6 protein-coding genes and 1 pseudogene are annotated in these 6,140 nt (G+C 40.1%); 1 reads left to right on the forward strand and 6 read right to left on the reverse strand.

Translation table 11 applies throughout. The features are described 5' to 3' along the window. Positions 1–789, reverse strand: a 789-nt coding sequence (locus VNZ46_RS10805; protein WP_325560174.1) for an NAD(P)/FAD-dependent oxidoreductase, incomplete at its 3' end; no start/stop codon positions are given. A gap of 167 nt (positions 790–956) precedes the next feature. Then, positions 957–1,529 carry a YceI family protein gene (locus VNZ46_RS10810; protein WP_325560175.1) on the reverse strand — a complete coding sequence of 191 codons (573 nt, stop codon included), beginning with the start codon at positions 1,527–1,529 and terminating at the stop codon, positions 957–959. Positions 1,530–1,859: 330 nt separating this feature from the next. Between VNZ46_RS10810 and VNZ46_RS10815 the strand changes: the two are divergent. Next, positions 1,860–2,012: pseudogene (locus tag VNZ46_RS10815) on the forward strand (MGMT family protein); the annotation flags it as partial. 31 nt (positions 2,013–2,043) lie between these two features. On the opposite strand, the gene VNZ46_RS10820 reads toward VNZ46_RS10815, so the two are convergent. From VNZ46_RS10820 to VNZ46_RS10835, 4 genes are all read right to left on the reverse strand, one after another. Then, positions 2,044–3,156, reverse strand: coding sequence for an AhpC/TSA family protein (locus VNZ46_RS10820; protein WP_325560176.1), 1,113 nt, complete (start codon positions 3,154–3,156; stop codon positions 2,044–2,046). 19 nt (positions 3,157–3,175) lie between these two features. Beyond that, positions 3,176–4,735, reverse strand: coding sequence for a PKD-like family lipoprotein (locus VNZ46_RS10825; protein WP_325560177.1), 1,560 nt, complete (start codon positions 4,733–4,735; stop codon positions 3,176–3,178). Between the two features lie 28 nt (positions 4,736–4,763). Further along, positions 4,764–5,453, reverse strand: a complete 690-nt coding sequence (locus VNZ46_RS10830; RefSeq protein ID WP_325560178.1) for a DUF4843 domain-containing protein — start codon at positions 5,451–5,453, stop codon at positions 4,764–4,766. Between the two features lie 9 nt (positions 5,454–5,462). Then, on the reverse strand, positions 5,463–6,140 hold a 678-nt coding region (locus VNZ46_RS10835; RefSeq protein ID WP_325560179.1), incomplete at its 5' end, for a RagB/SusD family nutrient uptake outer membrane protein.

Here is a 6,140-nt window from a genome sequence, read left to right on the forward strand (position 1 = left end):
TCCTTTTCTTATAACCATAAAAACCCGCTTTGCGAAACCGGAAAAATAAACAGCAGCTTGTCCCGCAGAGTTTCCCCCTCCAACAATGTAAATATCCTTGTCCTGGCAGAAAAAGGCTTCACTGGCACCTGCTCCATAATAGATACCTTTATGAAAGAACCTGTTCTCATCCAAAAGATTAAGCTTTGCATATTCTACACCAGTAGCACAAATATTGCTTTTAGCTACCAGTTTTTCTCCTGATGCAAAATCAACATAAATTCTTTTATCCCGAAAAGATCCTTTTATTCCTTCCTTCAGCAAAAGAATCTCTACACCAAATTTTAGAGCTTGCTGCCTTGCCCGTTCTGCCAGTTCAGCTCCGGAAATCCCTTGCGGAAATCCCATATAGTTTTCGATAAGTGAACTAGTTCCCGCCTGCCCTCCAATAGCCTCCCGTTCTACAAGAATAGTCTTCAATCCTTCAGATGCAGCGTAAACGGCAGCACTCAAGCCCGCAGGACCTGCTCCATAAATCGACAGATCATACTCTGCGTATTTGGGTTTGGTAATCCATCCCAGGTTACAGGCAATTTGTTCCAGCGATGGGTTAACAATAACTTTTCCATCAGGAAACTCTATTGCAGGGTGTTTGTAAGGATTATTAAAAGAAGTGATACTCTGCCCCCATCCCAGGTTATCATGGCTAATATCTACCCACTCAAAATCAACCACGCTACGTTTTAAAAAATCCCTGATTGGATATATTTCAGGTGAATTTGGTATTCCATACAATTTCAGTTCATTCATAACGATGTCCTGTGTCTTTGAGGTCACTTGATTACCATTTCCATGGCCAGACTGTTCTTCTTATAAACATCCTTTAAAAAATTAGATATAACAAAAGCTTTTTAAAGCCATTGTTCAATAATGTTTGCTTTCTTTACAGTAGCTGGGATATTTTATTTTTTTTCCGGTTATTTTGCCTGTATAAATTCCAGATTTAAGCTAATCCGGATATCTTGACCAACACCTGTACCGGTTGGATCATATTTTATGTGATAATCCAGACGGTTGATTGTAGTAGTTGCAGAGAATCCGGCCCGGGTATTTCCCTGCGGATCTTTTGTAGTACCTCCAAATGCTACCTTAAATTTAACGGTTTTGGTAACATCACGAATGGTTAGTTTCCCGATAAGTTCATAATCGTTGTCTTTTAGCTTTTTAAACGAGATACTTTCGAAAGTCATGTTGGGATAAACCTCCACGTTAAAAAAATCATCCGACTTTAGGTGTGTATTGCGCTGTTCCACATCGGTAGAAATACTATTTACATCTACAATAAAGCTGATTTTTGCATCGGTCAAATCGGGCTTGACTGCAACGACAGATCCATCAAATTTCTTAAATGAACCTTCTACAAACGAAATTCCCATATGTCTGACCGAAAAGCCGACAAAAGTGTGCAACGGATCTACCACCCATCTGGTTTGTGCGAAAGACGCGACACTGATTGAAATTACAACCAGAAATAAAAATATTTTTTTCATTTTTTTTATTGTTGAGTTTATAAAATAGAATTGATTGCTTGATATTGTAATAACCCCCGAAATAATTTATAGACGACCTTGTAGGCGGGTATCATGCGTCTGCCATCTGCATCGATCACGGAAAAGACCGCAATCATTAGTGTAAGTAGTTTTTTCATCGTTTACATTCTTTAAGGTGAACAGCACTTTCTTTTCTTTAGAAAGTTGCTGATGTAAAGATCACTGCTCAAGCCTGCGAATCCAATGACATATAATATAGAATTTTGTTGACAAATATCAATGCCAATTTATGAGCTTGGGTAAAATGAACACAAGTTATTTATATAGGATTTAGGTAATAACCCGATTGCATTTTTGATCCCATGTCATCGTGTAATTAAATCTACCGGAGATATTGGTCAATATCATTGGGGTACAGTGCGTAAAAATGCAATAATCGGTTGGGAAGCATCCCGCCAGGCAGCAGATCCCTTAAAAGTATAAAGGCCATGCGATATGCATGGCCTTTATACTTTTAATTATAGATGGCTGCTAATTTCTTTTCCAGCGCCTCACCTCTCAAATCCTTTGCGATAATCTTTCCGTTCACATCAACAAGAAAACTGGTAGGAATAGACCGGATACCATACTCAGTGGCCAAATTGCTTTTCCAACCTTTTAAGTCTGACACATGTAACCAATTTAGTTTATCTGCATCAATTGCTTTAAGCCAGGCATCTTTCTTGTCATCCAGCGACACCCCAACTATTTCAAATCCCTTCTCATGGTATTTTGCATAAGCTTTCACCAGATTAGGGTTCTCTTTTCTACAAGGTCCGCACCAGCTGGCCCAGAAATCGACTAACACTACTTTTCCTTTTAATGAAGAGAGTTTAAAATTTTTACCCTCCCGGTCGGGCAAGGTAAAATCTGGTTTTACGCCAAGACCGGTCTTTGCACTCACTGCAATTGCCTGACCAAGCTCTTTGCCATAAATCGTATTCTTTCCAACAGAAGTTAGAGCAGCATAATTGCTTTGTGCTTTTTCTGGATTGGGATAAGTAACAAAACGATCCATAATTACAAATGAGGCAATTGCCGATGAGGGATATCGTTTCACAAAAGCATCCACAGTGTCAATTAACCGTAGGTTCAACTGCGCAAATCCGGCATCCACAACAGATCGGTCACCTTTGCCGATGCTGTCGGCCATTTTATAAAGATGCCCGGCATAATCTCTGATCGCCGACCATTTCTTTAACCACTCTTCCCAAACTTTTTGTGCCCCGGCACCCGTAATTTCTGCATTGTCCAGATGGTTAAAATTTCCTTTTATTTTTACATTTTCATTTGGCTGGATAACTACAGACATATACTGTTGCTTGCCCAAGCGTAAACTATAGATCAGTGTGCCGGGGCTGGTTCCTTTGAAGTTAAAATTTCCACTTTTTGCTTCTGTAGAATCTGTTAAATCTTTGCCCAGATACCTTGTACTCAAGAAGACTTTTCCGTCAGCCAGCCCTTCAATCTGACCAGAGATGGAATAGTTACCTTTATTTTGCGCATAAACCGAGCTACCGCATAAAACAGCCATTGCAAACAGCACTTTAGGTCTCAGGTATTTTTTTAATTTTATTAAATGCATCATTATATTGTTTTTATGTTGTTTAATATTTGTAAGCTATATCTACTATTTTCCCAAAACCCTTGAACATATTGGTATAATTACCCATGCTTCCTGTACTGCTGATGGTGAAATAATATAAGCGTCCTTCTGTTCCGTTCCAGGTAGCCACAACCAACCTTGCCTTTTTTACCGGATCTGTATCATTAGGGGTATACTTTGCATACTTTATGGCTGTAATTTGCTCCCCAACCGGAAACGAATAGCTTTCTACAACTGTATTAGAACTCGTCTCATAACAGGATACTTTATTGTCATTACTATAATAAATGTGTGGCGTAGAAGTTGATCCGGCTGCTGCAGTATAGGTGAGTATACCAGGTGCATTCATCAATACCTTTGCCAGTGTAATATTTGGTGCAGCTGTCGTATTTGTTGTTTTGTACCTTAGCAAATAAGCCTGGTTGTCATCATTCTTCATTAATGCATTATACTCGTGCACTACGTCAGCAGAATCTTGAAATAACATGGTCATTCCGACATTATTCATCTCAAATACGCTACTAACTCCAGCTGTTCCTCCTGAAGGAAAAGATTCAAGAGAACCCGCTACGGGACTTGGGTTGTAGGCCCTGATGTGATAAAAACGTTTATCCTTATTGTCATAGACAATTGCAGGATAGGTTGGTCCGCCAACAACGAAAGGTGCCAGCGAATAATCATTGCTCCCTTGAGGGTTCAGGGCAACATCTCCCCATTTTTTAACTCCTGGAAAACCACCTACCAGGTTGGAGTGTGCTTTATTATTGTTAACTACAATACCCAATGCCGGGCTTCTCACCCCGCTATACACATATTGGCTGGTCCAGGTCATCACCTGTGGATTTTGAACGGCCGGAGGGCTGAAAAACTCATAACTGTAATCAAATTTTTTAACCATCGTTAAATAATTATACTCCTGGCTCCCACTCTGTGCCAAAATGTATAGACGCTTTCCTACCGCAGAAATATCATCTCCAACTGGAAAAGGTGTAAGTTCTAATTTTCTTGGCCCAACCAGTTGGGTTGTATTGCGGTCTGTATAAATACCATGTTCAACTGTATTGTCTGGAAAAACGAACGAAAGATCTCCCTTCCCACTTTTATCTTCCAATACCAACCAGCCTGTACCATATTTGTTCCCGATTAAAATATTGTAGTTAAGGAAAAAATTAACGCCCGTAGCTTTGTTTTTCACAGTTAAACGTACTACATAAGGCTCTCCTAAAATAAAAGGGTCACCCTTAACCAGATATTTCAATTCATACTCGTTAGAGATTGTAATGCGCGGTGCAGCCAAGCTCAATGCACCATTGTTATTATAAACAAGCCAGGAAAATTCCAGTTGACTGAGATCATTACCCATACTCTGTGACAGGGTGGGTTTCAGTTTTAAGGTATCACCCTGAAAAACGGTAAAAACAGCTTTAGATTTCGGATCCGATAGCGCAACCAAATTTACAGGCGTTAAATCCTGGTTGCTATGGTCTTTTGTGCAACGCACCAACAACACAGCGATCAGAAGAAATAACAGCGCAGCATATTTTTTATATATTCTTTTCATAATCATTTTATTAATTCTTCATCAATTGTTAAGGGAATGTAACCTCTATCCCAAATTCATCTATCAGAGGTCCATGGGCTTGATTATAGGCCAGCAATTCGTTCTTGGCCTTTTGAGAAAGATAACGGGAGTCTTGGGGAAGCGGTGAAGAATTCCAATTGGTTTTTCCGGTAACCGCTAACAGGAATTTAAACTTTACTACAGAATAGCTTCCGAAATAAGATGCCCAGACTGCATCCCAAATCGTAGGCTTAGACAAAACATCCGAAATGGATATTTTATACCTCAGCTGATTGGTAAAACCTGGTTTAAAATCAGCATTTTCTTTAATATCGAGAATCACATTAACTGTACTGTCTTTAAGGCCCGGTTTCCGGTAAACATATACTGGCACCGTTGCACTAAACGCATTAGCTTTTACTAATGCCGGACCAATTTTATAATGGTATCCTGCCTTTGCAGTTGCTCCATCCCTTGGCTCCAGACGAATCTGACGATCTTTTGCAGCGGCGTTGCCAATGATCCGATATGTAATTAACACGGTATCGGTAACTTTGACGTCTGGCGAGGTGGCAAAGGTAAAGACGGTACTGTCTGGCAGAGACGTTACGTATATGGCCCCTGGCTCATTAAATAATAATTCTTTATCTCTTTTACAGGATAGAAAAGTCAAAGTGATGATCATCATCACCAAGCCTCTTTTTGCGATCAGTTTCATAATCATTTCTTAATTAGTTCCCGATGTACCAAATTCCACCTCGGCATCAGGTAATGGAAAAATGTAATTGTCTTTAGTCATGGGGTTGGCTGCGCCATCCGGAATCGTTACCGTATTCTTACGTTTAAAATAGAACCACAGTTGTCCCTCAGCATAAAACTCCTTTCGGTACTCCAACAGAATCTCGCTTTCAAAGGCATCACGCGTGGCCGGAACGGCTAATGCGGGGATCAGGCGATTGACCCTTACTGTATTCAGGTAGTTTATCCCCTCTTCCATGGTTGGCGCACACTCTGCAGCGATATAATAAAGCTCTGCGAGGCGGATTACCGGAATGATCCGTTGCCTTACATTAAGATCGTTGTCACACCAGTACTTCTTCGTATAGACAATTGAGGTGGTTACCTCACTCCAAAGATTTTTAGAAGCTCCTGGTTTACGAATATCTGTTCCATAGCCAACTAATGAAGCCTGGAACATCGCATCCAGCTTAGTCCTGGTAGACCATAGGTCAGAAATTTCTCCGGTTGGTGTTGTATTCTTAAATACATCATCTGCAACTACCTTTAGTCCAGAAACATATATCGAAAACACATGTTCAGAGCTGAAAGTAAGATCGGAGGTTAGTGCTGTGGCATCCACATTTAATGCAGATGGAACAACAAAAGAAAATTTCTGACTATTGAT

The organism is Pedobacter sp. (assembly GCF_035566355.1).
Lineage (GTDB): Bacteria > Bacteroidota > Bacteroidia > Sphingobacteriales > Sphingobacteriaceae > Pedobacter.